The sequence below is a fragment of the Streptomyces sp. NPDC043896 genome (genome assembly GCF_056435605.1).
Map to the genome: position 1 here is coordinate 70,447 of NZ_JBWKEE010000015.1, position 25,368 is coordinate 95,814.

26 protein-coding genes are annotated in these 25,368 nt (G+C 72.8%); 10 read left to right on the plus strand and 16 right to left on the minus strand.

Features of this window, described 5'->3' with window-relative positions:
• Positions 1-2: 2 nt before the first annotated feature.
• Together AC069X_RS22380 and AC069X_RS22385 are read right to left on the minus strand one after the other, a co-directional pair.
• A complete protein-coding gene (locus AC069X_RS22380; RefSeq protein WP_478730631.1) occupies positions 3-2,306 on the minus strand; it encodes an MMPL family transporter in 2,304 nt (767 codons plus the stop codon).
• A 92-nt stretch (positions 2,307-2,398) separates the two neighbouring features.
• The gene (locus tag AC069X_RS22385; RefSeq protein ID WP_478730633.1) at positions 2,399-2,887 is read right to left on the minus strand and encodes a hypothetical protein; all 489 of its coding nucleotides are present in this window, start codon (positions 2,885-2,887) and stop codon (positions 2,399-2,401) included.
• A 222-nt stretch (positions 2,888-3,109) separates the two neighbouring features.
• On the opposite strand from AC069X_RS22385, the gene AC069X_RS22390 reads away from it, so the two are divergent.
• From AC069X_RS22390 to AC069X_RS22410, 5 genes are all read left to right on the plus strand, one after another.
• Positions 3,110-3,658: a DUF1062 domain-containing protein gene (locus AC069X_RS22390; protein WP_478730635.1), complete on the plus strand. Its 549-nt coding sequence runs from the start codon at positions 3,110-3,112 to the stop codon at positions 3,656-3,658.
• Between the two features lie 120 nt (positions 3,659-3,778).
• The gene (locus AC069X_RS22395) at positions 3,779-4,201 is read left to right on the plus strand and encodes a YjbQ family protein (RefSeq protein ID WP_478730637.1); all 423 of its coding nucleotides are present in this window, start codon (positions 3,779-3,781) and stop codon (positions 4,199-4,201) included.
• Positions 4,202-4,329: 128 nt separating this feature from the next.
• On the plus strand, positions 4,330-5,673 hold the full coding sequence (locus AC069X_RS22400; protein ID WP_478730639.1) for an ATP-binding protein: 1,344 nt from the start codon (positions 4,330-4,332) through the stop codon (positions 5,671-5,673).
• On the plus strand, positions 5,670-6,746 hold the full coding sequence (locus tag AC069X_RS22405; RefSeq protein WP_478730641.1) for a tetratricopeptide repeat protein: 1,077 nt from the start codon (positions 5,670-5,672) through the stop codon (positions 6,744-6,746). The genes AC069X_RS22400 and AC069X_RS22405 overlap by 4 nt, the downstream gene beginning before the upstream one ends.
• A gap of 139 nt (positions 6,747-6,885) precedes the next feature.
• A complete protein-coding gene (locus tag AC069X_RS22410) occupies positions 6,886-7,575 on the plus strand; it encodes an NAD(P)H-binding protein (RefSeq protein ID WP_478730643.1) in 690 nt (229 codons plus the stop codon).
• 106 nt (positions 7,576-7,681) lie between these two features.
• On the opposite strand, the gene AC069X_RS22415 is transcribed toward AC069X_RS22410, so the two are convergent.
• The 4 genes from AC069X_RS22415 to AC069X_RS22430 form a co-directional block, all read right to left on the minus strand.
• Positions 7,682-8,125 carry an SRPBCC family protein gene (locus tag AC069X_RS22415; protein WP_478730645.1) on the minus strand — a complete coding sequence of 148 codons (444 nt, stop codon included), beginning with the start codon at positions 8,123-8,125 and terminating at the stop codon, positions 7,682-7,684.
• A complete protein-coding gene (locus tag AC069X_RS22420) occupies positions 8,122-8,364 on the minus strand; it encodes a hypothetical protein (RefSeq protein WP_478730647.1) in 243 nt (80 codons plus the stop codon). The genes AC069X_RS22415 and AC069X_RS22420 overlap by 4 nt, the downstream gene beginning before the upstream one ends.
• Positions 8,365-8,478: 114 nt before the next feature.
• Positions 8,479-9,039: a PepSY domain-containing protein gene (locus AC069X_RS22425; protein ID WP_478730649.1), complete on the minus strand. Its 561-nt coding sequence runs from the start codon at positions 9,037-9,039 to the stop codon at positions 8,479-8,481.
• Between the two features lie 607 nt (positions 9,040-9,646).
• Positions 9,647-10,156 (minus strand): DoxX family protein, encoded by a 510-nt coding sequence (locus AC069X_RS22430; RefSeq protein WP_478730651.1) that lies wholly within the window; start codon positions 10,154-10,156, stop codon positions 9,647-9,649.
• Between the two features lie 177 nt (positions 10,157-10,333).
• Here AC069X_RS22430 and AC069X_RS22435 point away from each other — a divergent pair, with 177 nt between their 5' ends.
• Positions 10,334-11,341 carry a helix-turn-helix domain-containing protein gene (locus tag AC069X_RS22435; protein ID WP_478730653.1) on the plus strand — a complete coding sequence of 336 codons (1,008 nt, stop codon included), beginning with the start codon at positions 10,334-10,336 and terminating at the stop codon, positions 11,339-11,341.
• Between the two features lie 89 nt (positions 11,342-11,430).
• On the opposite strand, the gene AC069X_RS22440 is transcribed toward AC069X_RS22435, so the two are convergent.
• From AC069X_RS22440 to AC069X_RS22450, 3 genes are all read right to left on the minus strand, one after another.
• On the minus strand, positions 11,431-12,114 hold the full coding sequence (locus AC069X_RS22440; RefSeq protein WP_478730655.1) for a hypothetical protein: 684 nt from the start codon (positions 12,112-12,114) through the stop codon (positions 11,431-11,433).
• A gap of 85 nt (positions 12,115-12,199) precedes the next feature.
• Positions 12,200-14,620: a hypothetical protein gene (locus AC069X_RS22445; RefSeq protein WP_478730657.1), complete on the minus strand. Its 2,421-nt coding sequence runs from the start codon at positions 14,618-14,620 to the stop codon at positions 12,200-12,202.
• Between the two features lie 484 nt (positions 14,621-15,104).
• Positions 15,105-15,404, minus strand: a complete 300-nt coding sequence (locus AC069X_RS22450; protein WP_478730659.1) for a hypothetical protein — start codon at positions 15,402-15,404, stop codon at positions 15,105-15,107.
• 155 nt (positions 15,405-15,559) lie between these two features.
• On the opposite strand from AC069X_RS22450, the gene AC069X_RS22455 reads away from it, so the two are divergent.
• Entirely contained in the window at positions 15,560-16,057 is a 498-nt protein-coding gene (locus AC069X_RS22455) for a hypothetical protein (RefSeq protein ID WP_478730661.1), read from the plus strand.
• A gap of 278 nt (positions 16,058-16,335) precedes the next feature.
• Here the strand turns inward: AC069X_RS22455 and AC069X_RS22460 are convergent, their stop codons facing one another.
• The 3 genes from AC069X_RS22460 to AC069X_RS22470 all read right to left on the minus strand — a co-directional run bounded on the left by AC069X_RS22460 (position 16,336) and on the right by AC069X_RS22470 (position 18,213).
• Positions 16,336-16,896, minus strand: coding sequence for a DUF6817 domain-containing protein (locus tag AC069X_RS22460; RefSeq protein WP_478730663.1), 561 nt, complete (start codon positions 16,894-16,896; stop codon positions 16,336-16,338).
• A 94-nt stretch (positions 16,897-16,990) separates the two neighbouring features.
• The gene (locus AC069X_RS22465) at positions 16,991-17,428 is read right to left on the minus strand and encodes an SRPBCC family protein (RefSeq protein WP_478730665.1); all 438 of its coding nucleotides are present in this window, start codon (positions 17,426-17,428) and stop codon (positions 16,991-16,993) included.
• A complete protein-coding gene (locus AC069X_RS22470) occupies positions 17,425-18,213 on the minus strand; it encodes an SDR family oxidoreductase (protein ID WP_478730667.1) in 789 nt (262 codons plus the stop codon). The genes AC069X_RS22465 and AC069X_RS22470 overlap by 4 nt, the downstream gene beginning before the upstream one ends.
• A 183-nt stretch (positions 18,214-18,396) precedes the next feature.
• Between AC069X_RS22470 and AC069X_RS22475 the strand changes: the two genes are divergently transcribed.
• Together AC069X_RS22475 and AC069X_RS22480 are read left to right on the plus strand one after the other, a co-directional pair.
• Positions 18,397-18,999, plus strand: coding sequence for a TetR/AcrR family transcriptional regulator (locus tag AC069X_RS22475; protein WP_478730669.1), 603 nt, complete (start codon positions 18,397-18,399; stop codon positions 18,997-18,999).
• Between the two features lie 165 nt (positions 19,000-19,164).
• A complete protein-coding gene (locus tag AC069X_RS22480) occupies positions 19,165-19,983 on the plus strand; it encodes a M15 family metallopeptidase (RefSeq protein WP_478730671.1) in 819 nt (272 codons plus the stop codon).
• 61 nt (positions 19,984-20,044) lie between these two features.
• On the opposite strand, the gene AC069X_RS22485 is transcribed toward AC069X_RS22480, so the two are convergent.
• The 3 genes from AC069X_RS22485 to AC069X_RS22495 all read right to left on the minus strand — a co-directional run bounded on the left by AC069X_RS22485 (position 20,045) and on the right by AC069X_RS22495 (position 22,212).
• A complete protein-coding gene (locus AC069X_RS22485; protein ID WP_478730673.1) occupies positions 20,045-20,566 on the minus strand; it encodes a glycine-rich domain-containing protein in 522 nt (173 codons plus the stop codon).
• Complete coding sequence (locus AC069X_RS22490; RefSeq protein WP_478730675.1) at positions 20,563-21,894, minus strand: hypothetical protein; 1,332 nt, start codon at positions 21,892-21,894, stop codon at positions 20,563-20,565. The genes AC069X_RS22485 and AC069X_RS22490 overlap by 4 nt, the downstream gene beginning before the upstream one ends.
• 165 nt (positions 21,895-22,059) lie before the next feature.
• Positions 22,060-22,212: a hypothetical protein gene (locus AC069X_RS22495; protein ID WP_478730677.1), complete on the minus strand. Its 153-nt coding sequence runs from the start codon at positions 22,210-22,212 to the stop codon at positions 22,060-22,062.
• A 211-nt stretch (positions 22,213-22,423) separates the two neighbouring features.
• Between AC069X_RS22495 and AC069X_RS22500 the strand changes: the two genes are divergently transcribed.
• Positions 22,424-24,052: a flavin-containing monooxygenase gene (locus tag AC069X_RS22500; protein ID WP_478730679.1), complete on the plus strand. Its 1,629-nt coding sequence runs from the start codon at positions 22,424-22,426 to the stop codon at positions 24,050-24,052.
• 134 nt (positions 24,053-24,186) lie between these two features.
• Here AC069X_RS22500 and AC069X_RS22505 read toward each other — a convergent pair whose 3' ends face one another.
• Positions 24,187-25,359 (minus strand): hypothetical protein, encoded by a 1,173-nt coding sequence (locus AC069X_RS22505; protein WP_478730681.1) that lies wholly within the window; start codon positions 25,357-25,359, stop codon positions 24,187-24,189.
• Positions 25,360-25,368: the final 9 nt, after the last annotated feature.

Below are 25,368 nucleotides of genomic sequence, written 5' to 3' on the forward strand. Positions count from 1 at the left end.
GATCACCAGCGTACGGGTGCGGGCAACTCTCCTGCCGGGCACGCCCCTTCGGGGACCACCGTGGCCGCCGCCGGGTGCGGTGCCTTCGGCCGCCGGGGCCACCAGGAGCGCTCGCCGAGGAGCAGGAGCGCGGCGGGGAGGACCAGCAGCCGGATGACGACCGTGTCGAGGAGCACCGCGACGGCCAGGCAGAAGCCCATCTGCTTCATCTCGGTGAGGTGGAGTGCGACGAAGGCGCCGAAGACGGTGACCATCACGACGGCGGCGCTGGTGACCACCTTGGCGGAGGCGCCGATGCCGTGGAGGACCGCTTCGCGGTGGGGCATGCCCGCTGCCCGGGCCTCCTGGATCCGGCTGACCACGAACACCTGGTAGTCCGTGGACAGGCCGAAGAGGATCACGAGGAGGAACAGGGGGACGCGGGAGGCGATGGCGCCGAGCGAATCGAACCGGAGCAGGTCCTGCGCCCAGGTGCCCTGGAAGACCAGGACGAGCGCGCCGAGCGCGGCCGCGGTGGACAGCAGGTTGAGCAGGACGCCGAGGAGCGCGACGACAACCGAGCGGAACGCGATCGCCATGGTGAGGAAGGACATCAGGAGCAGGGCGCCGACGACCAGGGGGAGCTTGGCGCGCTCGTCGGCGACGTAGTCCTGGCCTCGGGCGACGTCGCCGGTGACGGCGGTCTCCACTCCTGGCAGGGCGCCGACGGTGGCCGGCAGGAGGCCGGAGCGGATCCGGCCGAGGGAGGCGATGGCCTCGGGCGCGGGCGCGGGGTGGGGCACGGCCAGCGCGAGGACGTGGACGCGGCCGTCCTGGGAGGTGCGCAGCCGGGGCGCGGTCCGGGCGGCGAACAGCGTGTCGGCCTGGGCCCGCCGGCCGAGTTCGGTCAGGGCCCGGCGGACGTCGTGGGCCTGGGCGGGGTCGGCGCGTACCACCACCTCGTGTTCGACGAGGAGTTCGGGGAAGGCGCCGGTGAGCCGGTCGTACACCTGCATGGCGGGGATGGCCCGGGAGAAGGTGTCCTTGCCCGGGTCGACCAGCTTCATGCCTACGGCGGGCGCGGCGAGGGCGACCAGGAACAGCACGGAGGCGGTGAGGGTGGCGACGGGGTGCTCGCGGGCGGCGGTGAGGAGGGCGGTGAGGATCCGGCCGTTGCCGTGGACGTCGTCCCGGTCGTGGGCGTCCCGGTCGTGGGCGTTGCGCTTCCTGCCCTTCAGGACGGACGCGCGTCGGCGTCCGGCGGGTGCGGGCGTGGCCGCCGACCGGCCGCGCCCGGACCGCCGCTCCGCCTTGCGTGCGGCCCGCTGCCCGGTCTTCACCAGCAGGGCGGGCAGCACCGTGATCGAGCCGGCCACGGCCACGGCGACGACCAGGATGGTGCCGGTGGCGAGCGAGGAGAAGATGACGTCCGTGGCCAGGTAGAGGGTCGCGGTGGACGCGATCACGGCGAGGCCGGAGGTGACGATGCTCCGGCCCGCGGTGGCCGCGGCCAGCTCCACCAGCTGTTCGGAGGTGAGGCGCCCGGCGTTGCGGGCTCGTTCCTCTCGTTCGCGCTTGAGGTAGAAGAGGGCGTAGTCGACGCCGACCGCGAGGCCGATGAGCAGGATCAGATTGGTGCCGACGCCGGCGTCGGGCAGGAGGTGCGAGACGGCCATCGACAGGCCCAGTGCGGCGGCGATCGAGGTGAGGGCCAGCAGGAGGGGCACCGCGGCCATCACCACGGAGCCGAAGACGAGCAGGAGGGTGACGATGGTGATCGGGAGGGTGATGCGCTCGGACAGTGCGAGGTCCTTGCCGCGCTGGTCGTTGACGCCCTTGCTGATCGCGGGTGAGCCGGTCTCCTCCACCACCACGCCGGGGTGCGCGGCGGCGATTCGCGCGGTCTGCTCCAGCAGCGGGGCGACGCGCTTCCTGCCCTCCAGCTCGGGTCCGTGCAGGACGACGGGGATCCGCAGGGCGGTGCCGTCCGCGGAGAGGAGCGGCTGCCCCACCTCGGCGACTTCGGGCAGCTTCGCCATCCGGGCCCGGACGTCACGGGCCGCGGCGTCGGCCGCCGGCCGGTCGAGCGGCCCGGACCCGGAGCGGATCAGGACGTGTTCGGTGGGCCGGCGCTGGAGGCCGCCGTCGGTGGCGATGGCCTCGGCGCGTCCCGCCTCGCCGACGCGGAAGTCCTCGGCGGTCGCGGTGTTGTTGCCGAGGGCGATGCCGGTGCCCAGGCAGAGGGCGACGAGCAGGAACCAGGCGGCGATCGCCCGCCATGGGTGCCGGGCGCTCCAGCGCGCCGTGCGTACGGGAAGGTTTCTCATGCAGGGAATGCTGGCCGCCGGGGCCCTGCGGCCGGCAGCCCCGGCCGGTGGAACCCCTTGTCCACCGGCCGGTGGACAAGGGGTGTGCGGTCCTAGGCGAACGGGTCCTCGGCCTCGTGGCGGGGACGTGTGAGGGCCCGTGTGTAGGCGGCGCGGTCGAAGACGTACGGGCCGAGGGGCAGTACGTCCTCCACCGGCCGGTACGGCATCCGGAACCCGGACCAGGTCACGGTGTCGTCCGTGACGTCGATGCGCGCGTACAGGGGCCCGCATTCCCAGACCCCGCACACGCAGCCGAGCACGACGACCGTCCCGGTCTCCGGGTTCTTCAGTTCCTCGGGGCCCCGGCCCAGGAAGTGGCGGAGCATCCCGTCGCCCTCGCCGACGTCGAGGGCGGTCAGGCCTCCGTACTGGTGGCGGAGGAACTCCTCGCGCTCCGCCGCCCCCTTCTCGCGGTAGAAGTCCTCCTCCTCCCACACGGGCCGGACGGCGTCGGCCAACGGCACCCGGAGGTCCGTACCGTCGACCCGGATGCCCAGCCTGCGGTCCAGGCCGTAGGTGAAGAACTCGATGTGGTGCACGGACCCCATTGTGCTGCGGCGGGAGGGCACTCGCCCGGCGGGCGAAAACCAGTGGAGCGGCCGCGCCGTCCGCCGTTACCGTGCTGCCGAACCACGTCGTCGAGGCAAGGACATGCCGTTGTACACCCTGTGAGACCTCCCGAGAGCTGATCTGTCGCGCGTCGCGCCTGTGCGCCGCGCTGCTTCCTGCTGCGGACTTCTCACTGAAACCGGTGTACTCCTGTGCTCACGACCTGGTGGGTCACGCCCACCTGCCTTCCCCTTGTCCGGCGCCGCTGCCACGCGTGCCCGTCCGACCGCTTCCGGGCTGACGGCAAGTTCCGTGTCAACGCGAACCACAAGCTCCTCGACGCCTGGATCCTCGTCCTCTGCACCGGCTGCGGTGCGACGGCGAAGCTCACGTTCCTGGAGCGGACGCACGTACGCTCCGTCCGGCCCGGGCTGCTGGACCGGATGCACGGCAACGACCCGGGCCTCGCGGCCGAGCTGCTCCGGGACCCGGTGCTGCGGCGCCGCAACCGCATCGCCCTCGACTGGGACGACGCCTGGCGCCTCGACACCGGCGGACCGGTGGACGCGGACGCCGAGGCCGTCGACGTCTCGGTCCGCTTCGCGGCCCGGATCCCCGTCCGGCCGCTGCGGCTGATAGCCGAAGGCTTCGGCTTCCCGCGGGCCGAAGCCGAGCGGCTGGCCGCCGAAGGACGGATCGTCTCGACGGTCCGGCTGGTCGGCAGGCTGTCCGGCGACTTCGCCTTCACGCTCAAGCGCTGAGCCGCATCCCTGTGGCGTCTCGTGGAACCGGTGGTTCCACGAGACGCCATCCGGCGGAGCGGCCCGTCCGGCGCAGGGTCCGCCGGGCGTCCTGGCGGGCCTCTGACCGAGGATGGGGGGATGACGGACACCTTCACCACCCGGACCCTCGACGTCACCACCGGCTCCGCCGAGACCGTGCACGATCTGACCGCCGCCTGCGCGGGCTTCCTCCGCGAGGTCGCCCGCGGCCGCGACGGACTGCTCAACGTGTTCACCCCGCACGCGACGGCCGGGCTCGCGGTCATCGAGACGGGGGCGGGCAGTGACGACGACCTGCTGGACGCCCTGCGGACGCTGCTGCCCGCCGACGACCGCTGGCGGCACCGGCACGGGTCCCCCGGCCACGGCCGCGATCACGTGCTCCCGGCGTTCGTGCCGCCGCACGCCACGCTGCCCGTCGTCGGCGGCGAGCTCGCGCTGGGGACCTGGCAGTCGGTGGTCCTGGTGGACACGAACGGGGACAACCCCCGGCGCACCGTGCGGCTGTCCTTCCTCGGCTGAGTCCGTCCGTACGACGGGCCCGGCGCCCGGGCCCGTCGTACGGACGCCACGCCCGGCCGGCGTCGTGGTGATCCACCGCACACCCCCCTGCCTGGACTCTCGTCGGCGGGCCCGCGTAAACATGGATCATGCCGGAAGAGTCACCAGCCCCCGAATCCCCGTTGATACGAAGCCTGCGCACAGCCGTGGCCGCTGCCCCCGGGGACGTCCCGCTGCGGCTGCACCTCGCGGAGTTGCTGCTCGCCGCGGGGCTGCACGACGCCGCGGTGACGGAGGCCGCGGCAGCCTTGCAGCATGCGCCGGGGGACGGAGCGGCGCGGGAGTTGATGGTGCGGGCGATGGGGATGCCGGCGCCCCCGGCCCCCGCGGCACCGGCGGCACCGGCGGAGCCCCTGGGCGGCACGGCCGGCCCGGCGGGCGGCGCCGGCGCGGCCGCGCCCGCGGAGACCGCCGGCCCGGCCGAGTCGTCCCGGCGCGACCGGTTCGACTGGCGGGCGGCCGAGCAGGAGGTCGACGGCATCGTCGAACCCCGCTTCGTCGAGCCCCCGGTCAGCGCCTGCGACAGCGGCGACCCCGGGGACGCCGCTGCCTGGGAGGTGGCCGCTCCCGGCGTCGTACGGCTCGCGGACGTCGGCGGCATGCAAGAGGTCAAGGACCGCCTCGAAGCCGCGTTCCTCGCGCCCATGCGCAACCCCGAACTGCGCAGGCTGTACGGCAAGAGCCTGCGCGGCGGGCTCCTGCTCTACGGTCCGCCCGGCTGCGGCAAGACGTTCATCGCGCGCGCCGTCGCCGGCGAGCTCGGCGCGAGCTTCCTGTCCGTGTCCGTGAACGACGTCCTCGACATGTGGATGGGCAACTCCGAACGCAACATGCACGAGGTGTTCGAGACCGCCCGTCGTCAGGCGCCCTGTGTCGTCTTCCTCGACGAACTGGACGCGCTCGGCGCCAAGCGCAGCCGTACGCAGCACAGCGGCATGCGCAACACCGTCAACCAGCTCCTCACCGAGCTCGACGGCATCCACTCCGACGCCAATGAAGGCGTGTTCGTCCTGGCCGCCACCAATGTCCCCTGGGACGTGGACATAGCGCTCCGGCGTCCGGGACGGCTCGACCGCACGCTGCTCGTGCTGCCGCCCGACGCGACCGCCCGCGAGGCGATCCTCCGCTACCACCTGCGCGAACGTCCCATCGAGGCGGTCGACCTGAGACGTCTGGTCAAGGCGACCGACGGCCTGTCCGGCGCGGACCTGGCCCATGTGTGCGAGTCGGCGGCCGAGAGCGCGCTGCTCGACTCGGTGCGCACCGGCGTGATCCGCATGATCGGGACGAAGGACCTGCTCGACGCCGCGAAGTCGGTGGTCCCCTCGACCGAACCGTGGTTCGCGGCGGCGCGGAACGTGGCGATGTTCGCCAACGAGGGCGGCATGTACGACGACCTGGTGACGTACCTGAAGAAGAGGCGGAAGCTGTGAGCGAGAACCCGGTGGTGGCCCGCGCCGGTGCGCTGCAGGCGGCGGAACGTTTCGAGGAGTCCAAGGCCCTGCTGGCCCCGCACCTCGCCGAGGAGCCGGACGACGACTGGGCCTGGCAGATGCTCGCCGTCGCCCACGAGAGGCTCGGCGAGTACGAGCTCGCGGAGCGGGCGGCCACCGAGATGGTCCGGATCACACCCGGGCACGTCGGCGCGCTGATCCTGCTGTCCCGGGTGCTGCTCCGCATGGACCGGCCGTCCGAGGCCCGGGCGGCGGCGGAGGAGGCCGTCCGCAGGGCGCCCGACAAGTGGTCCTCGCACTTCGCGCTGGCCCAAGTGCTCGTCGCCTATGCGACGGCGCCGCCTTCGGACCACGAGCGCGCGTACGAGGCGGCCTGCGAGGCCGTGCGCCTCGCCCCGCAGGAGTCCGACGCCCACCAGGCCGTGTGCTTCACGGCCGTGCGCACGCAGCGTCAGGACGTCGCCAAGCAGGCCCTGGTCGAATGGCTGCGCCTCGACCCGTCCAACGCGACGGCACAGGCCATGTACACCGACGCGATGGCCGGCGGCCCGGACGTCACGGCCGCCCAGGCCGCGGGCATGTACTCCGCGGGCCTGGCGGGCGCGCCCCAGTCCCCGATGCTGCGCAACGGGCTCGACCACGCCACGTACCGCCTGCTGCGGGGTACGCGCTGGCTCGCGCTGGTCTGCCTGGCGGCCGCGGGAGCGATGATCGACCTCTTCGCCACGGCCAGGCACCCGGCCTTGCGGGAGCTGCCCGTACCGCTCGGCAACCGGCTGTGGGTGCTGCTGGTCATGGCCGCGGTCTGGGGCTTCGGCGCGCTGTTGCGCTACCGCCGGCTGCGTACCGGAGTACGGCTCAACATCGGCTCCCTCGTACGCCGTGGCCGCTGGGCCCGGGTCGTGCTGGCGCAGGCGGCGTGGACCATGCTCTGCGCACTGCTGATATCGCAGATCCCGTGGACCGACCGGGGTGTGCCCGGGGTCCTCTTCTGGGCCGGCTTGGTGGTGCCCCTGTCGACCATGGTGTTCGACCGCAGGAAGACCGGGTGACGGGGCGTGGCCGGATGAGCGGATGAACGGATGATCTGGTGGTCCGCAGAACCTCTTTGAGGATCGCGGGAGTACGCGCACGGTGTGACATGCTGCGGGAATTCCGGCGGGCCTGCCGCCGGCGGCGGAGAGGACCCCCATGACCCGCAGCGCGCTCCTGGTCGGAGCCACCGGGCTGGTCGGCGGACAGCTGCTGGCGCGGCTGCTGCGCGACCCGCGCTACGACCGCGTCACCGTACTGGCACGCCGCCCGCTCGGCCTCGAACACCCGCGGCTGGACGCCCGGGTGGTGGACTTCGCCAAGCTCGAAGCCGACGACTTGCCGCGAGGAACGGGCGGTACGGACGTGTACGGCGCGCTGGGCACCACCATCCGGCAGGCCGGCTCGCAGGACGCCTTCCGCGAAGTGGACCAGCACCACACCGTGCGGGTGGCCGAGCTGGCCCGGGACGCGGGTGCCGCACGGATCGCCGTGGTCTCCTCGGTCGGGGCCGGATCCGGCTCCCGGGCCTTCTACCTGCGGGTCAAGGGGGACATGGAAGCGGAGGTCACGGCCCTGGGCTACCGCCAGACCGAATTCTTCCGGCCCTCCTTCATCCTCGGCCACCGCCCCTCGCACCGCCGGGGCGAAGGGCTCGGCGGCTCCGCCGCGACCGTGCTGGCCCCACTGCTGGCCGGGCCCACCCGACCGTACCGGCCGGTGCCCGCGGGACGGCTGGCCGCCGCCATGATCGCCGCGCTGTCCCAGGACCGGCCCGGGGTGCACGTCCGCACCTACGACGACTTCCTGGCCCTCGCTCCGGAGCCGGTCGCCGCCGACGGCGCGTAGGCGGGGGGCCGACCGGCGCCGCCCTTCTCCGCCGCCCCGGACGGCTGGTGGTACTCCTCCCGGCCGGTGCGGCCGCGGCAGGTCGGTCAAATCAGGTCAGGTCAGGTCAGGTCGCATGGGGTCCGGTCAGGTGGGCGGTGACGAGTTCTTCCCAGGAGCGGATGAAGGACGGGTAGTCGGCGGCGAACCCGTCGAGCGCCCTCGCGGCGGCCGGGGTCAGCGGCGTCATGTCGTAGGTGACCGTCACCTCGCTGCCGGCCCCGGTCGCGGCCAGGGCGACGGTGACCGTCCCGGCGCGGACGCCCGGGGTGACGCGGGCGTAGGAGACCGACCGGGGGAAGTCGCGGGAGGCGACCAGCCAGGTCGTCTCCTCTTCGGGCGACGAGGTGAGCCAGACGGTCCCCGGCGCGGTGTCGTCCGGCGTCTCGACCGGAAAGACCGGATCCCAGCCCGGCACCCAGTCCCGCTCGCCCCGGGCGGTGAAGAGCCGGAAGGCCGCTTCGGGCGGAAGCGGAACGTGCAGCGCGGCGCTCAGGACCCGGCGGATCACTTCTCCTCCAGGGCGTGGGCGTCGGCGGCGGTCAGTTCCAGCCCGTAGACGTCCTTGAGCTGCCCGATCTTGGCCAGGGTCTCCGCCGAGAAGGGGGTTTTGCCGTCGAACGCGTGCAGGACGATCCCCTCGACCAGCTCACCGAGGGGCATGTCGAGGTATTCGGCCAGCCCTTTGAGCACCTTCAGCAGGTTCCGCTCGATCCGCAGACCGGTTTGTGCCCGTTCAATCGTTACCATGGTACCAAGGTAACAGCGCGCCCGGTCGTAGAACGGTCACGCATCGCGTACGAGGAGCCGCGCCCCGGGCCGGGGCGCGGCTCGTCGCGTGGCGCGGCTCGTCGCGTGGCCGGGTCAGCCGTTGTCGCCGTCGGAGTCGGTCTCGGCGGTGACCTTGCCGGTCGTGGCGTCCACGGAGCCGTCCCAGGTCTTGCCGCCGGAGTCCCGTACCTCGACGTGCCAGGACGCCGCCTTGCCGTTGTCGTCGTCGGATTCCCACTCGACGCTCCACGCCTCGCCGGGGTGGGCGGCGACGGCGGCCTTGAGTGCCTGTTCCGCGGTGACCTTGGCGGCCAGCAGGTCCTTGTGCTCGCCCGCGTCCTCGTCGGTGTCGACGTTGTCCCGGGTCACCTTGCCGGTCGCCGCGTCGACCGTCAGCTCGGCGTGGCCCTTTCCGTCCTTGGTGATCACGTCCACGTGCCAGACGTTGCCCTCCCTGTCGAGGGACTCGACCACCCCGGGATAGTCCTTGAGGGCCGCGGCGGCGGCCCCCTCCGCCGTGACGTCGACCAGGGGGGCGGTGACGGCCGCGGGAGCCGTCCGTACCGCGTCGGCGGGCGCCGCGACGGCTGCGGCCGCCGGGCCGCAGGCGAGCAGGACCGTGGCCGCCGCGGAGACGTACGTGTTGCGCTTCATGGGCTCGACCTCCTCAGGCCGGCCTGGACCGCGTGTCCGCGGGTGCCCCGTGCGGGCGGCCGGCAGCGAGCGTTCCCGCCCATTGTGCGGCCGGTCGCCGCAGCCCGCCGCCCGGAGCACGACGCGCGCCTGCGCGGCGGCCTCCCGGCGGCGAGCCGGGCGAAGGCGTCGCCCACAGCCCGCACCCGGGGCCGGGCGGCCGGCACCTCCGCCTCCCCGGCGCGGACCCGGCGTACGCGTACCGGCCGGCCGCGCTGCCGGGTGGGGCGCGACGGCGGGCTCACGACCGGACGGCCGCCGGGTGTACGCGGGCGTGAGCCTCACGCGGGTTTCCGTTCCGGAGCCCTGGCGTGGCCCCATGACGAGGAATCAGTACGTGGAGCAGAGGGCCGCCGTGGCGCTCTGTGTGGCAGCGCGTCGCTGACGGGATCGGGGCGTCCGGCCGGCGCGGCCGCCGAAACGCCGGCCGCCGGGCAGCGCTCGCGCCCGATGCCCTCGTCTACGTCGCCGACCTCCACTCGGACACGGTGTTGGTCGTGGACAGCGTTCCCGCCGGGAACGGACCGGACAGCGTGGCCGTCGTGACCGCTCGCTGAGCGCGGTGGCGCTACGCCTGAAGGCGGCCGGCCCGGCGGCGGGCCGCCGCGACAGGCCCCGGGACGCAGGCCCACAGCGCGACGGCGATGAAGAGCACCTGCTCGGGAACCCTGAACCACAGCGGGGTCGCCGGTTCGCCATGGAACGGGACATGTGCGACGGCCGCGTGCACGTTGGCCGGGAGCATCAGGACGAACAGCACGGCGAGGCCGAGGCCGGCCATCGGCCGGGTGGCCTCCCGGACGAGCCCGGCGGCACCGAGGAGTTCCAGGACACCCGTCGCGTAGACCGCGAGGCGGGGGAACGGCACGAACGGCGGGACCATCGCGACCAGGTCGTGGTGGCCGGGCATGGGCCCGAAGGCGGAGGGAACGAAGTGCGCGGTCGCTGTGCACACCAGCATGACCGCCAGGCCGTGCAGGACGGACACCCTCCAGGTCGCGAACCGTCCGAGGCCGAAGGCACCCCACAGTCTGAACAGCACGGTGGGAACGGCGATGAGCATGAGCGTGCCGAACATGGAAGAGGGTCCCTTCGCCAGGTGAGCGGGTACGGGCGTGCCGTGGCCGGAGTGAGGAGCGGACGCGCACCGCACGGGTGGCGGGGCTGGGGTGTCGCACGCTCACGAGGAACATGCTGGCGGCCGGTCCGCCGCCGCCCCAGAGTCCGGATTGACGTGGGAGGGTACTTTCCTGCCATGAGCCTTCACCGCGTGGTGTGCCTGCTCCTGCCACCGCAATCCACGTTCGAGCTGGCCTGCGCCGCCGAGGCCTTCGGGCTGAACCGCCCTGGCCTGCCCGCCCGTTACACGTTCGAGGTCTGCGCGGAACAGCCCGGCCCCCTGCCGACGCTGGCCGGCTACGACATGGCGGTCGCGCAAGGGTTGTCGGCCCTGGAACACGCCCAGACCGTGCTCCTCCCCGGCTGGGTGCTGCGCACCGCCGCCGCCCCGCCCCAGGTCGTCGACGCGATACGGCGGGCACACGGCCGCGGCGCCCGGATCGTCGCCCTGTGCTCAGCCGCCTTCCTCCTCGCCGAAGCCGGGCTGCTGGAGGGCCGCAGGGCCACCACCCACTGGCGCATGGCCGACGAACTCGCCGCCCGGTATCCCGGGGTCCGGGTCGAACCGGACGTGCTCTACGTCGACTTGGGCGACGTCGCCACGAGCGCGGGCACGGCCGCGGGCATCGACCTGTGCCTGCACCTGATCCGCACCGACCACGGCGCCGCCTACGCGGCCCAGGTCGCCCGGCACATGGTCATGCCGCCCCATCGCGAGGGCGGGCAGTTGCAGTACGCCACGCTCCCCCTCACCGACCGCACCCCCGACTCCCTGGCCCCCGTACTGGACTGGGCCGCGGAGCGTCTGCACGAGCCGCTGACCGTCGAAGACCTCGCCTCGTTCGGGGCCGTCTCCACCCGCACGCTCGCCCGGCGGTTCGCCGAGCAGGTCGGCACGAGCCCCGGCAACTGGCTGTTGCGGCAGCGTGTCATGGCGGCCCGGGCCCTGCTGGAGGAGACGGATCTGGCCGTCGAGACGATCGCGGCCAGGACCGGACTCTCCTCCGCCGCCAACCTCCGTCGGCGCTTCCACGCCTTGGTGCACACCACGCCCGCCGCCTACCGGCGCTCCTTCCGGCACGACGCGGCACGTCACGCCGGCGCCGCGCCGCCGTCCACCGCGCGGGTGGTGCCGGGGACGTAGGCGTCGGCCGGGACGAAGAGACGGGCCGCCGCCGGTGATCCCTGCCGTGGGCCGACGACGAGGCGCGATACGGAGGACGACCGCGCCGATCAGCCTGCGCGCCCGCGGCGGCCCGTCTTCGCCCCGGCGGCCTCCCGCCTCTCGCGCTCCTGCGCCGCCCAGGCGTCCGAGTCGATGCGCTTGCGGAAGACCTGCTCCGGTTCTGCCGCGCCCAGGTGGACCGTCCACACCCACAGAACGGCCGACAGGACGAAGAGGACGCACGCCACGACCAGGTACGAGCCGATTTCCTCGGACTCGTCGACGCCCTCCTCGTGCATGAAGCCCGGTACGCCGGAGACGAGTGCGTTCACCCACCAGGCGAGCGCCGCGTTGAACAGGGCCAGGGAGACCCAGTACACGACCCGCATGCCCTTCGCGTGGCCGCTCAGGTCCCCCAGCAGGAGCAGGCGCCGCAGGGACACCGGACCCGTCCGGTGGCGGGCCCCCGTGTCGGTCTTGGCACGGCGCACCGACGCGTAGCAGTCGTCCAGCCAGCGGCCGGGGTCCGGGTCGGGGTCGGGGGCGCCGGTCCCCGCCTGCTCCCTCGCCTGGATCCAGCCGGTGATGAACTGGATCTCCAGCTGTGCCTTCTCCAGCTGCCGCCGGTAGTGGTGGTCGGCGCTCCGCGCCTCGCGCCGGTCCCGGATGAGGAGGCTGGCCCCGCCCACCAGGCCGCTGATCACGGGCACGAAGAAGGGGGCGAACAGCACCAGCGAGTCCATGACAGCCACCGCACGCGCCTCCTCTCCCCCAGCGTCCCATCACCGCCGCCGGCGGCCCCGCCCTGCTGGGCCGATCGGGTGCCCGCCCCGGAGGTTACCGGACTCCGTCCGCGAGTTGCTGTTCCAGCTTGCGGACCCGCTTCACCACCGCCGGCTTGACCCGGCGGCTCTCCAGGGTGCGGGCGAGACCGTTCATCAGGCGGGTGGCGCCCTCGCCCGCGCCCTGCTGGTCGAGCGAGCGGGCGAGGTGTGCGATGTTGCGCGTCAGGCGGATGTGGCCGAACGTCTCGGCCGCGGCGTTCAGGTCCCCGTACGCCTGATCGGCGCGCTGCCGCCCCGACTCGGTGTCGGGCGTGGTGAGTTCCAGGCGCGGGCCCGCCCCGTCGGCACCGCCCCGCATGATCTTGCCCGGTACGGTGTCCGTCAGCGCCAGGCACGCGGCGGCGTGCTTGGCGACGGCCTCGTCGGGAATCCGGTCCACGACCTCGCGCAGCACGTTGTTGGCTCCCTGGAGCACCCGGCTCCCGCCGAGCGCCAGTACGCGGCCCACCGTGTCCGTGAAGACGTCGTCCGCCAGCCGCTCCTGCTCACGGCTGGCCGGCCGTTCGACCCGGAGCATGAGCGGTTCGGCCATGGCCTGCCCGGCCTCGGCACCGCCGGCGGCCGTGCGCAGCGCGGCGTACACGCGGTAGGTGCCGGGCTCGGCGATCTGCCAGCCGCCGAGTCCGGCGCTCAGCACGATCTGCCCGTAGAGTGCCTCGCCGGGCTGGAGCACCACGGGTTCGGGGCGCATGCAGTACTTCACGTACGGGCGGTGCATGCGGGCCTCGGTCTCCCCGTCGCGCTGGATGACGATGCCGAGGTCGTCGCCCATCAGCTTGTTGCGGTCGACCATCACCGGGTCCGTCGAGGTGTTGGCGAGCTTCAGCTCTCCGATCACCGGTTCGAGCATGGCGTAGCGGTACATGCCCTGGTGGTCGGGGTCACGGCTGACGCGGAGCGAGAGCGTCAGCGCGCCGGGGGCGGAGAAGTGGCGCACCCGCTCGAAGCCGTGGTGGTCGAACCAGGGGATGTTGCCCATCTCCACGAACCGCTCGGGTGCGTGCCGCAGGAAGCGCAGCTCGTTCTCCGAGAAGAAGTACGGGAAGTCGGAGAAGAAGGCCTGGGGTCCGCCGGGCACCCGGAAGGGGTAGTTCATGAAGCTCCGGGCACCGGGCTCGTTGACGAGGGGCAGCCACGGGGCTCCGAGCGACTTCTGCCAGGAGTGTGCGAGGTTGAAGCAGTGCCCGAGTTCGTGCACGGCAGTCCAGAAGCGCATCCGGCGGACGAACGCGTCGGGGGCGGGGTCGTTCGGCGGCCGCTCGGAGATGAACGAGTCGGAGAAGATCGCGCAGCCTTGCCGCTGGGCGGTGCCGATGCTGTCGAACATGATGCCGCCGAGGCTGCGGCCCTCGTCGTGCACGCCGGCGAACAGGGTCCACACCTGCCACTGGGCGACGCCCTGCCCGCCGGGCCCGGGCTTCCACTCGGACCAGTGCTGCTGCATCGCGTCGTGCATCTCGATGTCGGACCACTTGTCGTTGACGGACGCCGAGCGGGGGATCACGTTGCTGCCGCGGGTGCGGCTGACCTTGATTCCCTGCCGGGTGAAGGCGTCCTCCACGGTGAGGGTGATGTCGGGGAGGCCGAGGGGCCGCACCGGATGGTCGTGCAGCGCGTAGGCGTCCGTCTGCTCGGCGCCCTCGACGCGGTCGAACTCGATCCCGACCTCACGGAACGCCGACCGTGCGAAGGCGTAGCCGAGGACCAGGTCGGCCGCGCCCGGGCTGCTGAAGGTCACCCGGGCCGAGAGCGGCTGCAGCGGCGGGCGGCCGGTGAGCTGTACGCGGACCGAGGTGGCGGGGCGCAGGGACTCGTTGCCGTCGCGATAGCCGATCGGGCCGGCGTACGAGCCGTCCGGCTGCTTGGTCACCTTGGCGATCCAGGTGAGACCGCCGGTGAGGAGCCGCCAGACGCGGCCCGAGACGGTCATCGTGGGGGCTGCCCCGTCCACGTCGACACGGAGTTCCTCGAACAGGTCGAGGGCGGTGCCGGGCGCGAGCGTCTCGGCCGCCGGCCGGCCCGTCGGGGGCTGCTGGTACGTGATCGCCGTCTCGTCGGGAAGGGTGGCCGCCTGCGTCGTCGCCGCGGCGTTCGGCCGTACGTCGGGCATCCCCGTCCCGGGCGTCGTCGGTGCGCCCTGCACGCCCTGCGCGCCGTCCTGGTCGGGAGTGGGGAGGGGCAGGTCGGTGCGGACGTACACGCCGCTGCGCTGGACCAGGAGGCCCGAGGCCGCCGCTTCCGGCTGGGCGCCTGCCGCCGTGTCCCAGCCGCTCTGGGCCGCGGCCTCGGCGTACGGGCCCGAGGCCGAGGCGGTGCGGGCCCGGCCGTCACCGGCCCGGCGGGAGATCTCGTCGACGACGGCGCGGACGAGCTCGTCGAGCCCGCTCTGCGAGTGCTGCTTCTGCGTGGTCATGCCGGCCTCTCCTCAGCCGGGCTCCGTCGCCCGGGCGTGGTGGTGCAGCGGAAGGGGTGGGGGTGTCCGGGCGCTCCGGAGCGCGTGGCGCGTGCCGCGCGGTCTGCGGGCGTGTTGTTCGGCGGACGTGTGGTCTGTGGACGTGTGGTCTGTCGTCACGTCGTGCCCGGGCCACGTCCCGCGCAGGGCGCCGCGGCGGGCGGGCAGCCCCAGGGCCTGTCGTCGAACTGCCGTCGTCGCCCGCAGGGCGGGGCCGAAAGAAGTGTGGCGACGAGCCCTGGCGAGGTGGGGACGGCCCGCGGACCGGCGCCGGAGCAGGCGCTTTCGTCCGTCTGTTCGTGCGGCCGAGCCCACACCCCTGCGTCGGCGGGCCTGACCCTTCAAGTGGAAGTGCAACCACCCCGGGGCGCAATCCGGCCGCGTCCGATCGAGCCGTCGGCAGGGCGCCCCGTCGGCGGGGCGAACCTGCCGGAGGAGTCGCCGGTCACATGTACCGGGGCATGTCCGCGCTCGCGCGGAGGGTGAGGGCTCCGTCCGCGTCAAGGTCTGCCAGGACCGCCTTGGTGACGGTGGTGTCGACCTCCAGGCTCTCGTGCGGCCCTCCCTGGACCGAGACCTCGACCCTGACCGTGCCGTCCCGTACCGGGACCTCGATGGAGCGGGCCAGGCCGGCCTGCGTTCTGGTGTGCAGCGACGGTTCGTCGAGGACGACGGCTGCGTCGACCGCGACCACGACGTGTTCGCCCCGGAAGCCCTCCTGCAGTGCGATCTGAAGCACGCTCATGGCATCCGCCTCGTTTCGTCATCCCCGCGAAGTCCTCTGCCGCCCCGACGATACGGCGGCCGGGCCGGCGCGGCCTTCCGGCGCCGGCCGGGGGGATTCCGCAGACCTCGCACGCACGGACCAAAACGATCAGGGCCTCGGATCGTTGGCGGAACATGAATCACACCACGCGTGGTCTCGCCTTCGGCGTCCTGACGGCCACGGCCGTCCTGCTCGCGGTTCCCTCCGCGCAGGCCGTGCCTCACGAGTCCGGGGGCGCGAGCGTCTCCGGCCGCTGCGGTTCCGCCCTGCGCACGGACTACCTCGCCACGGCCGAGGGCACTGCCGACACGGCTTTCGCCGGCACGCTGACCGTGGCCGGAGGCGCGTCTCCCATCGCCATGGCCCTCACTCCGCAGGCTTTCGCAGGGGTGGTACCCAACGGCCTCGTCCGCACGGAGTTCTCCCACCCGGCCCTCTCGGACCCGGCCGTGACCTCCGCCCCGAGTCTGCTGGAAGACCGTTCCGGCAGGAGCCGGATCCGGTTCGAGACCCCGTGGGGCCCGACGGTCGCCACGGCGGGATGTACCGGAGCCACGACCCGGGTCACCACGCTGACCGGCGGTCTCACCTTCCGCGGGGTCGCCTACCAGTACGTCCTCACCCGCCCCTGAGCATCCGCGCGACGGGCGCACACCCGCACGGCCCGCCGGACCCGGGCCTTCCGGCGCGCCGGCTGATCGAAAAGCACCGGAGGACTCGACACCGGATGGCGGGCTTACCCTGAAAGAGCGGCCGGGCAGGTGAGCGGCCTTCCGGCCGCCGGGCCCGGCCGTGGGCGTCTCCTCCCCCTCAGCAGACGCCCACGCCGGGCCGCGCCGCCCCCCGGGGGGGCCGCCGTCGGCAGGGCGCCCGGCAGCATCCCTCCCCCGCCGTCGACGCCGGGACCGGTTCAGCCGAGGACCGCGGTCACCTCGCGGCGGGTCGCCTCCGACAGGAGGGGCGCCCAGCGCGTGAACAGCGCGAGCAGGTCCGCCCCGTTGCGTTCGCGGAAGGACTCGTTCACCTTGGCCAGGTCCAGCTCGTTGGCCACCGTGAGCTCGGCGAAGTCGCGACGCTGCTGGAGGGTGGGCGTGAACACCTCACCGGTGAAGCGGTCCCGGAAGGTCACCGCCGCCCCGTCGGGCGCGGCGAGGCTGGGGTAGGAGGCCTTGCGGTCGCAGCTGGCGTAGAAGTACACGAGCTCCTCCGCCTCCGTGCCGATCGCCCCGGCGAGGCGGTCGCGCTCGGACAGCTCCAGGAGCACCAGCGGCAGCCCGTCGGTGCCGTAGAAGGCGTGGCACAGCGCCGCGGTCCGCAGCGCGGGCCGCGCGCCCCACGCGGCGAGCAGCTCCTCGACCCGCAGCAAGTGGGTCATGAGCGTGCCGCCGGAGTGCTTGGTCGTCTCCGCTCCCACCTCCTTGAGCAGGGCTATGGCCGGAGAGTCGGTGTACTTCTCGTCGCTGTGCGTCATGGGCCCATGATGACGAGGCCGGCGCGCCGGCGTATACCGGGACCGGCATGCGGACACCGGTCCGCCGGCCCGCCTTCCGCCCGGGACCGCCCGGCTACCGCGCGAACCGTTCTCTCAGGGCCGCCAGACCCGTCGCGTACGCGCCGTCGCCGAAGAGCTTCTCGACCTGGGCGACGGCCTCGGGGGACTCCGCCTCGTACGTACCCCGCCAGCGGACCTCCGCACCCTCCTCGTGGGGGTGGACGGAGAGCGTCGCCTCGTAGCCGCTGATGGGGAAGACGGGGGCCTCGACGGAGTAGCGGTACGCACGGGCCGCCGGATCTTTGGCGAGGAGCCGCTCCCGGAGGACGACCTGGCCCTCGTAGGTGAAGGCTCGTACCGCTCCGGGGGTTTCGGGATCGGCGCCGTTCTCGATGGCGGAGGGCAGGAGGAGGGGGTGCCAGTCGGGGAAGGCGCCGAAGTCTCCGATGACCCGCCAGACCTCGCCTGGTTCGGCGTCCACGACGACGGTGCGCAGGAGCGTGCGGGTCACCACGCCCCCTCGCCCCGCACGGCCGCGTCGGCTCCGCCGTCGACGAAGACGACCTGGCCGGTGACGTGGGTGTTCTCGGGTGAGGTCAGGAAGTCGAGGAGCGGGGCGATCTCTTCGGCGGCGGCGTGCCCGTGGAGGGGCATGGGGATGGCCGAGTCCATGACCTCGCGTATGCCGGGGGCCGCGAGCATGGGTGCGGTCATGGGGGTGATGACCGTGCCGGGTGCGATGGCGTTGAGCGGGATGCCGGCGCCCGCCCACGCCCCGGTGGCGGCGGTGCGGCGGACCCAGCGGGCGAGGGCGTTCTTGGACGAACCGTAGATGAGGTGGCCTTCGCCGCGGTCCGCGGCGGCTTCCGCGGCGGCGGTCGCGGCGGGCTCGTCGTCGGCAAGGGCCGCGTCGGTGATGGCCGGGTCGTGGGGGTAGATCGCGGTGACGGACGAGATGACGACGGCCCGCGGGTCGGTGCCGGCGGCGAGCAGGGGGCGCAGCCCCTCCAGGGCGGCCACCGCGCCGAAGTAGTTGACCCGGACGGTCTGCGGGCCGAAGAGGTGGACGCCGGCGGAGGCGATCACGGCGTCGAGGCGGCCGCCGGTCAGCTCCCGGGCGCGGTCCACGAGCAGCGCGCGGCCCTCGGGCGTGGACAGGTCGGCGTCTATGTCCGAGCCGGCGAGATCGGCGCCGAGGACGGTGTGGCCCTGGGTTCGGAGGCGGGTGGCTACTGCTTCGCCGATGCCGGAGGCGGCACCGGTGACGAGGTACGTGCGGGGGCGGACACGGGACATGGGCACTCCTTGACTCATATCGACTCATATCGCTCGCTTGTGACCTGCGATGGCTCGACCATACATTTTTTGGCACGTCGTGCCAAACTGCTGGTTCATGCCGGAAGTCGCCTGCCTGCCACCCGACCGGGCACCATGACCCTGACGGACGGACGCGCACGGGACAGGACGGGGGATCACGCGATGGCGGTGGAACGGGGCCGGCCGCCCCTGACCGAGCGACGGCGGCAGGCGACCCGCGTCGAGATCGCGGAAACCGCGGCGGCGCTCTTCGCCGAGCGCGGGTACGAGGCGACGACGGTCGAGGACATCACCGCCGCGGCCGGCATCTCGCTGCGCACCTACTACCGCTACTGCACCTCGAAGGAGGACGCGCTCACCCCCCTCGTCACGTCCGGCATCGGCCAGTTGGTCGACGCCCTGGCGGCCCAGCCGGCAGACGAGCCGCTGATCGCCGCCGTGGAACGGGTGTTCGTGACGCCGATGTCCGAACGGCGGCTCTCGGACGAGGAGCCCGGACGGGCCCTCGTCCGGCTCATGCGCGACATCCCGGCACTCCGCTCGCGCTGGCTGACGGCCGTACAGGAGATGCGGGACCGGTTGCAGCCGGTACTCGCCGAGCGGACGGGAAGGCCTGCCGAGAGCCTGGAGGCACGCCTGCTGGCGGGCGCCGTGCTCGACGCGTTCACGGCGGCCGTCGAGCACTGGGCCACCGGGGAACAGCCCGATGACCTCCTGACGCTCACCCGCCGGGCGCTCGCCCTCCTCCGGCTCGACGAGCTGTGACGCGCCGGAGGCGACGGGCTCCCGCCTCACCTCCGGGCGGAGCCGCGTGTGGGAACGGGCGGGCAGAGGGGTAGACCGAAGGTCGCGGACAGACGTACGGACGGACAGACCGGCCCAGGTTCAGGCTCAGGGCCGGGCCCAGGCCCAGGCTCAGGGGAGAACTCGATGACCATGTCGTTGACGGCGCGGCTCGCCGTCGCCGTGGGAGCCGCGGCGGTGTTCGCCACGGGCTCGACCGTCAGTGCCGGCGCCGTGGCCCGGACGCCGGAGCCCAAGGCACCGCGGGAGTTCGTCCCGCTGAGCTCCGTCGACCCCACGATCATCCAGGACATGCGCTACGTGTCGGCGCACAACTTCATCGGCGAGCCGATCGACGGCTACCGGCAGCCGGTCTGCATCCTGACCCGGCCGGCGGCCGAAGCCCTGCACCGGGCGCAGACGCGGCTCCTGCCGCAGGGGTACTCGCTCAAGGTGTACGACTGCTACCGGCCGCAGCGGGCGGTCGACCACTTCGTACGGTGGGCGAAAGACCTGTCCGACGAGAGGGCGAAGGCGGAGTTCTATCCGCGGGTGGACAAGTCCCGCCTGTTCGAGGACGGCTACATCGCCGAGAAGTCCGGGCACAGCCGTGGCAGCACCCTGGACGTCACGATCGTCCCGCTGCCGGCCCTCCCGGCCCCCCGGCCGAAGCCGGGGCAGGAGTCCGTGCCCTGCTACGCCCCGCAGGCGGAGCGTTATCCGGACAACTCCGTGGACATGGGCACGGGTTTCGACTGCTTCGACACCCTCTCGCACACCGAAGACCCGCGGGTCCAGGGGGCACAGCGCGCCCACCGCCGGCTGCTGAAGACGACGCTGGCCGCGGAGGGGTTCGTCAACCTGCCCGAGGAATGGTGGCACTTCACGCACAAGCCCGAGCTCTTCCCGGACACCTACTTCGACTTCCCCGTCGCCCGCCGGTCGGTGGCCGGGCACCGCCCCTGACGGACGGGCACGCGCGGGTGCGGACCGGCCCCCGGGGTTCCGGGGGCCGCTCGCCGCCGCGTCAGGGGGCGGAGGGGGCGGGCTCCGGGGTCCATTCGAGTGCGGAGATCTCGGCGAGGGGCAGCCGCAGGCCCTCGTGCAGGAAGCGGACGATCGTCCAGTGCGGCAGGATCCCCTCGTCCATGGGGCCGAACTCCGCGCAGTACAGCGGGATCCAGCGCAGTGCCTCCTCGACCGCCTGCTCGCGCCCGGGCTCGGCCTGGTACTCCTCGTAGCCGATGCTGCGGTGGTGGACGAAGAAGCCTCCGGGGAGGCGTTCCTCGCACAGCGTGCGGTACTCGCGGGTCTGGAGGATGAGGTAGTGCCAGATCTCGTCGATCTCCTGCTCGACGGGCAGGAAGAGCCCGCCGAGCCGGTCGGGGTGGGCCGAGACCAGGTAGAGGTAGCGCAGGCACTCCAGGACTTGGCGTTCGGCGTACGGCCGCGCGGCGCCGTTGTGGCGTTCCGCGTACCGCACCGCCTCCTCGTGGAGCCGCTCGCCGAGCAGCGCGCGCAGGGCTTCGGGCGTCACACGGGGGCTCATGCGGTCCCTCCTCGGGGGTCTCCGGCCGGCAGGTCCGGGCCGGTGGCGGCCGTCAGCCAGGCGTACTTGCCCGACGCGCCGATCGGCAGGTGGGTGGTGTGCCCGGTGGTGCAGGGGCGTCCGGTGAGGGCGGTCAGTCCGGCGGCGAGCGCGGTGGCCGTTGCGGCGGGCAGCGGGTTCCCGTCGAAGGTGGTGTAGCGCAGACGCGCCGCGGAGCCGGGGCCGTCACCGTCCGTTTCGAGGCGGTAGAGGAAGACCTGCGGTGCGGCGGCCGCCACGCGGTCGTCGAGGTCGGCTTGGGCGACGGGGCCGTTCGGGGTCTCCAGCAGTTCCTTCTCGCGGCCGCAGAAGGCCACCACCTTCCCCGGGTCGGTGCTGCCGTCCGACGTGCGGACGCAGTCGCCGGAGCGGTAGCGCACGAGCGGCATGTACGGGTTGCGGATGCTGGTGACGATCAGGCTGTGGATCCCGCTCCCGGGGGCCACCGGGACGAGCTCGATGCCCATCCGGTCCAGGTAGGGGTGGTAGCGGCCGTGCCGGTCGCTGTAGTAGAGGTAGCCCAGTTCGGTGCTGCCGAAGAGGTCGATCACCGGTACGCCGAACCGCTGGGTGAGGTACCGGCGGACGTTGGCCGGGGTGTACTCGTACGCGGTGACGATGCTGGCCGGCGGCGGGAAGTCCTGCGGGGCCGAGAGGCCGAACTCCGCTGCGCGGTGCACCAGGTGGGCGAGGTGGTACCCCGAGCAGTCCAGGTGGTAGGCGCCGTCGGGATGCGCGGAGCAGACCTCGCGGATCTCGGCGAGCATCCGCTCGACGTCGGCCCGGTCCCAGTGCGCGGGGTCGAGGCGCGTGTTGAGGTACAGGGTGCGCTCGTCGAGCCGGCGGTCCTCCAGTGTCGGCGAGGCGGCCGGTTCGGTGCCCTTGCGGCGGGCGTTGACGCGCGCCACGTGCTCGGTGGCGAGCACGGTGGTCAGCGAGACCCGTCGGCAGCCGCTCTCCCAGGTCCTCGCCAGGTCCGGATGCTCGCTCCACAGCCGGTAGTAGGAGCGCAGCAGGAAGTACGGGGGCCGGATGAGCCGCATCCGGGCGTGGTGGGTTCCGGTCGACCAGACGTACTCGGCTTCGCCGGCCTCCAGGGCGGCGGAAAGGCGCGGGGTCATCCAGTTCTCCGGGAAGTCCCGGGCGATTTCGGGCTTCTCGAGGATGGGGAAGGCGCCCTGGTCGAGAGCCGGGCGGTAGACCGGGATGTCCCGGACGCAGTCGATGACGTCGGAGACCGGCAGGCCCTCCGAGTGCGGGATTCCGGTCGGGGCGGTTGTGCCGTCCATGGCCACTTTCGGTCGTGGGGCGTACGGGGCGTGCGGGGGCGTGCGGGTCCCCGGGGTGTGGAGCGCCGGGCCGGGCGGGCGCAGACCGTGGTCCGCCGCACCGCTCCGGCCCGACGGCCCGTCACCTCGGGTGGCCAGGCGTGATCGGATGCGTCGGCAGGCGCGTCAGGAGATACAGCCGCTCTTGCCGGCCATGCTGATGCAGCCTTCCTTCGGCGAGGCGCTGATGCAGCCGTCCTTCGCGCCCTGCGCGGAGTTGACCTCGACCCAGCGGCGCCAGACGTCGTCCTGGGTCATCGTACGGATGAGCTGCTCCATTGGTATACCTCCTGATATGTTGAAAGATGCGGCTTCTGTGCTGCTTTGCTCCGCCTCTCGAAGATAAAAGGCAGGGCAAAGAACGGTCAACGGGAAACCAAGAGTTGGCGGGTAAGCGGCAGGAAGTGGGCCGAAACCGTCACAGAGACCCGGCGGTTCTGGTGTACGGCACACCCACCAGACCGGCGATCCGATGAACCGAAGGGAAACCATGGACACCAGCACCGAGCGTTCCTCCGCCCGCCCCGTCGACGCCGTCGTCGTCGGGGCCGGACTGTCCGGCCTCTACCAGCTCCACCGGCTGCGCGAACTCGGCTTGACGGCGGTGGTCTTCGAAGCCGGTGACGACATAGGCGGAACCTGGTACTGGAACCGGTACCCCGGCGCCCGCTGCGACGTCGAAAGCATGTCCTACTCCTACTCCTTCTCCCCGGAACTGGACCAGGAGTGGGAATGGAGCGAACGCTACGCCTCCCAGCCGGAGATCCTGCGCTACGTCCATCACGTCGCCGACCGTTTCGACCTGCGCCGGCACGTCAGTCTCGGCACCCGCGTCACCCGCGCCGCCTACGACGAGGACAGCCACACCTGGCGCGTCTCCACGGACACCGGACGGACCGTCACCGCCCGGTTCGTCGTCCTGGCCTCCGGATGCATGTCCGCGCCCAAGGATCCCGGAATCCCCGGAGCGGACGACTTCACGGGCACCATCCACCACACCGCCCGCTGGCCGCGCACGGAGGTCTCCTTCGCCGGCCGGCGGGTCGCCGTCATCGGAACCGGATGCTCCGGCGTCCAGGCCATCCCCGTCATCGCCGAGGAAGCCGCCGCGCTCACCGTCTTCCAGCGCACCCCCGCCTACGCGCTGCCGGCGCACAACCGCCCGCTGCGGAGCACGGAGATCGCCGACCTCAAGTCCCGGTACCCGGAGTTCCGGAAAGCTCAGCGCCTGTCCCGGGGCGGGACCGTCGTCGAGCCGCCGACCCGGTCGGCCCTGGAGGTGGACGAGGCGGAACGCACGGCCGCCTACGAGGCCGGCTGGAACTCGGGGCTGCTGAGCGGGCTGCTCCGTACGTACACCGACATCCTGACCGACGAGAAGGCCAATGAGACCGTGGCCGAGTTCGTCCGGTCCAAGATCCGGTCGATCGTCACCGATCCGGCTACGGCCGAGCTGCTCTCGCCGCGCACGTTCCCGTTCGCGACCAAGCGCCCCTGCCTGGATACCGGTTACTACGCCACCTACAACCGGCCGCACGTGACGCTGGTCGACCTGCGCGCCACCCCGATCGAAACGCTCACCCCCCGCGGCATCCGGACCACGGACGGGGAACACGCCTTCGACGTGATCGTCTTCGCCACCGGGTTCGACGCCCTGACCGGGTCGCAACTCGCCATCGACATCGTCGGCAAGGGCGGCGTGACGCTACAGGAGAAGTGGGCGGACGGCCCGCGGAACCACCTGGGGCTCGTCTCGTCCGGCTTCCCCAACCTCTTCACCGTCGTCGGCCCCCTCAGCCCGTCCGTGCTCTCCAACATCGCGGTGTCCCTGGAACAGCAAGTGGAGTGGATCACCGACTGCATCGCCCATCTGAGGCGGAACGGCCTGACGGAGATCGACGCCGATCCGGCGGCCGAGGCGGCGTGGACGGCCCACGCGGCGGAGCTCGCGTCCAGGACGCTCTACCCGGCCGTGGCCTCCTGGTACACGGGAGCGAACGTACCCGGAAAACCGCGGGGGTTCCTGGCCTACACCGGTGGCCTGGACCGGTACCGGGCGGAGTGCGACGCCTCGGCCCGGAGCGGATACACCGGCTTCGTGCTCTCCGCCACCTCCTAGGAGGGATCCGGCCCCGTCCGGGGCGTGCGCCGCAGGCCGGGCCGCGCCCCGCTCGACGGCCCACGCGGGGCCTGGCGGGCGGGGCGCGGGCCGCTCCGGGGCCGCCGCCGGAACGCCGCGGCGGGGCCGCGCGATCAGCGATCGCGGAGCAGGGCGACCGCTTCGGCGAAGTCGGCGTGCGCGGGTTCGAAGGATCGTGCCGCGACGAGGAACATCGACCGGTCGGTGAGGGCGCGGGCGAGGCGGGCGGGGTCGTCGGGCAGACGGCGGGCCAGCGTCACGCCCTCGTCGAAGGACGGCGTGAACCGCTCCTCGAACAGGTAGGGGTTATCGCCTTCGCTGACGGCCGCGCGGATGCCGATCCGGCGTTGGACGTCGGCCAGTTCGGGCAGCCGGCCGGCCTCGCGCAGTCCCGCCGCCTCCGCTTCGAGGCCCGGCAGCATGCCGAGGAACCGGTCACGCACGTCGCCCGACCATCCGAGCGCCGTGCCGAAGGGCGGCATCGGGGACTCGGGGCTCGCGGCGGGTTCGGCTGCCCGCCCCGACAGGACGAAGAGCGTCCTCCACCACCCGAGGATGCAACTCCAGTTCTTCGGCTCGCCCGTGGCCGCGAGCTCCTCCAGGATGCTCAGGGCCTCCTGCCGGGCGTCTGCGGCCTCCTTCCCGTCCCCGGCGGACTCCCGCATCCGGGAGAAGTGGACCAGCTCCCAGGTGAGGATCGCCAGGGCGGTGCGCTGTTCGGCCGCCTCGCGCCGGGTTTCCTCCAGGAGCTCGCGGAAGACGGCCGCCGCGGCGTCGTGCAGTCCGGCGCCCTCAAGGTTCGCTGCCCACTGCACCATGTTCCAGAAGGAGTGTTCCGGGATGCCGTTGCGGGTGTTCTCTTCGTCGAGCTCCGCGGCTTCCTTGAAGCGCCCCTCCTCTGCGAGAACGATCGACAGGGGCTGGCTCCGGCCGGCCCCGGCCAGTTCTTCACAGATCGCGCGTCCTTCCTCCCTGCGCCCGAGGCCGATCAAGGAGGCCTGGTAGGCGTCCAGGGCCCTGCGCAGCCACTCCGCCCGGTTCGGCGCCCCCGGCTCGATCCCACGGGCGGACCGGGAAGCCTCGGCGGCCAGCGCGGCGCCCACCTTCGGATCCCGGCTCTCGTGGCGCAGCGAGAGCAGGGCGTCGACGAGCTTCGGCACGTACGCCTTCGGACTCACCTCGGCCAGAACCCGGTACGCGTCGACCAGTTCGGCCCGGCTCGGCCGGCCGGACCCCAGCAGCAGCACGCGGGCGCGAAGCACCGCGTCGTGATCGATCGTCACCATTCCCCCTGT